This window comes from Xenorhabdus griffiniae, from assembly GCF_015163655.1.
Lineage (GTDB): Bacteria > Pseudomonadota > Gammaproteobacteria > Enterobacterales > Enterobacteriaceae > Xenorhabdus > Xenorhabdus griffiniae.
Genome location: NZ_JADEUF010000197.1, coordinates 1 through 3240, shown reverse-complemented (window position 1 = coordinate 3240; position 3240 = coordinate 1). Strand labels below are relative to the sequence as shown.

The following is a 3240-nucleotide window of genomic DNA, read 5'->3' as shown; positions in this document are numbered from 1 at the left end:
GACTGCCGTATCTGTAATCCATGTTGCACCTCCAGTACAACACAGTATTGCAGCTAAAGCTGACCGACTAAAGTCGGTGGTTTTAACCTTTCATATGGAAGAATAAAATTTTCTAGTGGCATTATCATAGGGTTTTTGTCTTCTCCTATATTGTTTTATTCTATATCAGGCTCTATCTTTTTCTTTTTATTTGATAGACTGCCAAAATATAATAATATAATTATTAAATACCTGACCAGGTTGATGATTACCTCATTTATTATTAGCTTCCCTATTTCTTTGTATGTTGATTATAAATTAAAAAGCGAGGGTTATATTACGTGTGATAAAATATCGTGGATGTCACCAACAACCTACGTGAAAAATTTATCACTGTGTAAATAGAAATTTACGCAAATATTACATTCCTACATTCTCTCATATTTAGCCTCTAAATTTAGAGGCTTTTTTACTATTTCCACCGTGTTAACTACAGAGTCACGTATCCAACCCATTGGTAGTTGTGTATATCTGCGTATTCATATCAAAATGCTGAATCGAAAAACAATAGGCTATTCCAAATCTAAAGAAATACACGATAAAGTGACTATGTTTGACTAAATAGCGTTTCAAAATGACAGGAATATTCCTTCCCCATGCGGGGTAAGGAACTCCAACATCTGATACTCTCAGTGTTATGAAAACCTGTTTAGGTAGAATTTGGCTTTTGAACGTTTAACCCACTGATTTCGTTTCACCGCTCACAAACTTATACTTTCTTTTCTCTCACATTGTTCTTATCTTATGTTTTGTTTATAGATTTGTTCAGCGGCTATGTACAAACAAAAAGAACAAATTCGTTAAAAAGTGAGATTTATTTTAATAACATCAAATGGTTAAATTTTGAACATGAATACACCTAATCTATATCAAGTTAAGAATTTTTTCCTCTCATTACAGGATCACCTTTGCAAGCAACTAGAACAAATTGATGGTCAATCAACCTTCATGGAAGACTGCTGGCAACGAGAAGATGGTGGTGGCGGAAGAAGCCGAGTGTTGACGGAAGGTAAGGTTTTTGAAAGAGCCGGTGTGAACTTTTCACATATTTCCGGAGCTTCAATGCCCGCTTCGGCTACAGCTCATCGTCCTGAGTTAGCAGGTCGCAGTTATCAGGCGATGGGAGTTTCGCTTGTCATTCATCCTCTTAATCCCTATGTCCCAACCAGCCATGCAAATGTGCGTTTCTTTATTGCTGAAAAAGAAGGGGAGCTTCCTGTATGGTGGTTTGGCGGTGGCTTTGATCTCACGCCTTATTATGGTTTTGAAGAAGATGCTATTCATTGGCATACCGTTGCCAAAAATTTATGTCAACCGTTTGGCGATGGTATTTATCCCAAATATAAAAAATGGTGTGACGATTACTTTTTTATTAAACACCGCAATGAACCACGTGGCATTGGTGGCTTGTTTTATGACGATCTAAATACGCCTGATTTTGATACCTGCTTTAATTTCACGCAAGCTGTCGGAAATGGATTTTTATCAGCCTATTTACCGATTGTAGAAAGAAGAAAAGATATCACTTGGTGTGATCGTGAAAGACAATTCCAATTATATCGTCGTAGCCGCTATGTTGAATTCAATCTTGTTTGGGACAGAGGAACACTGTTTGGCCTGCAAAGCGGTGGAAGAACTGAATCTATATTAATGTCAATGCCCCCATTAGTACGTTGGGAATATAACTATTCTCCAGAAGCTAATTCTCCTGAATCTGAATTATATACTTCATTTCTGATAAAAAAAGACTGGGTATGACAATTCAAAACAGGAATACAAGACAGTTTCTTTATTCCTGTTTTACTCCTTGTTTATAAAAAAGTTAACCTAAAACAGATGGGTTATTTATCATAATACTGATAAAAACATTTATTATTTTTCATTAGCAATACCCTGCCATAAAAAGTCAATACTTACACTAATGACTCGCCTATTAATTACAGCTAGTATTCAATCCGGGCCCCAAAAAACGAATACAACATCTAACAACAAAATAGGGTATTATTATGAGCAATAATCAAACCAACATATACAGCTTAATTCCTCCATTTGTTCTGGAACATATCTCTGATGATTGTGATACATATACTAATCAATATGTATTAAAAACATTAGGTCATGTTTATCAATTGATGAATACTCCTGCTGAAGACACTGTTTCTCAACAGGATAAACAAGAAACTAAAAAAGAGGTGGACGATAAACTGCATCGCACTATCTATGATGCTAAAAATAAAGAGGAATTCCCAGGAGAAGAGTTATCTCGCAGTGAAGGTATGCCAGAGAGTTTAGATGATTCAGTTAATGAGGCTTATGAATATATTGGTAAGACTCATGAATTCTATAAAAAAGTTTTCGGCCGCAATTCTCTTGATAATAAAGGAATCAAGTTAGTTGCTACAGTACATTTTGGAAAAAATTATCTGAATGCATTCTGGACCAGAAAACAAATGGTATTTGGTGATGGAGATGGGAAATATTTCAATCGCTTTACTTCTGCCATTGATATTATAGCTCATGAGTTAACCCATGGTGTCATCGAAAGCGAAGCTGGACTTGATTATATCTATCAGTCTGGTGCACTTAATGAATCCATCGCAGACGTATTTGGCATTATGGTAAAACAATATGTTAATAACCAAAAAGTCGATGAATCCAATTGGCTATTAGGCCAAGGCTTACTAGGGCCAAAATTTAACCCAGAAAATAAATCCGATGTTAGCTTACGCACCTTTATTAACCCCGGAAGTGCATTTTCTGGAGATAAGCAAGTTGGTCATATGGATCTATATGAAGACCTTCCCTTCATAATTGATAATGGAGGCGTTCACATACACTCAGGCATTCCTAACAGGGCATTTTATTTAGTGGCGATGGAGTTGGGAGGCTATGCCTGGGAAAAAGCAGGAAAGATTTGGTATGAAACGCTACTGGATAAACGTCTATCTTCAGATGCAGATTTCGAGGATTTTGCCAAATTGACGATTGATAATGCTGAGAAATTATTCAACAAGAAAACATCAAAGATTGTTAGTCATGGTTGGAAAGAAGTTGGTGTTCTACTTTCCAAAGAATAATGAATAACCATTAATAAAATACCAATTCATATTTTGGTCAGTAACATTAAGATAATCCTAAAATAAATGATAAAGGGTTAAGGATAACCCTTTATCATATTTATAAATTAATATTTTTGAACCC

General features: G+C 35.5%; 2 protein-coding genes and 2 pseudogenes. All 4 read left to right on the top strand.

Annotation, left to right across the window (positions count from 1 at the left end; all coding sequences use genetic code 11):
* Window positions 1–102: 102 nt before the first annotated feature.
* Window positions 103–384: pseudogene (locus IQ211_RS18520) on the top strand (DUF1240 domain-containing protein); the annotation flags it as partial.
* Between the two features lie 126 nt (window positions 385–510).
* Window positions 511–600 (top strand): annotated as a pseudogene (locus tag IQ211_RS20280) (IS1 family transposase); the annotation flags it as partial.
* 288 nt (window positions 601–888) lie between these two features.
* The gene (hemF, locus tag IQ211_RS18510; RefSeq protein ID WP_189759923.1) at window positions 889–1797 is read left to right on the top strand and encodes an oxygen-dependent coproporphyrinogen oxidase; all 909 of its coding nucleotides are present in this window, start codon (window positions 889–891) and stop codon (window positions 1795–1797) included.
* Window positions 1798–2045: 248 nt separating this feature from the next.
* Window positions 2046–3116 (top strand): M4 family metallopeptidase, encoded by a 1071-nt coding sequence (locus IQ211_RS18505; RefSeq protein ID WP_189759922.1) that lies wholly within the window; start codon window positions 2046–2048, stop codon window positions 3114–3116.
* Window positions 3117–3240 lie beyond the last annotated feature (124 nt).

Bases quoted from the DNA above. Each gene is read 5' to 3' on its own strand.
- IQ211_RS18505 (WP_189759922.1), top strand. From the start codon at position 2,046: ATGAGCAATAATCAAACCAACATATACAGCTTAATTCCTCCATTTGTT.
- hemF (WP_189759923.1), top strand. From the start codon at position 889: ATGAATACACCTAATCTATATCAAGTTAAGAATTTTTTCCTCTCATTA.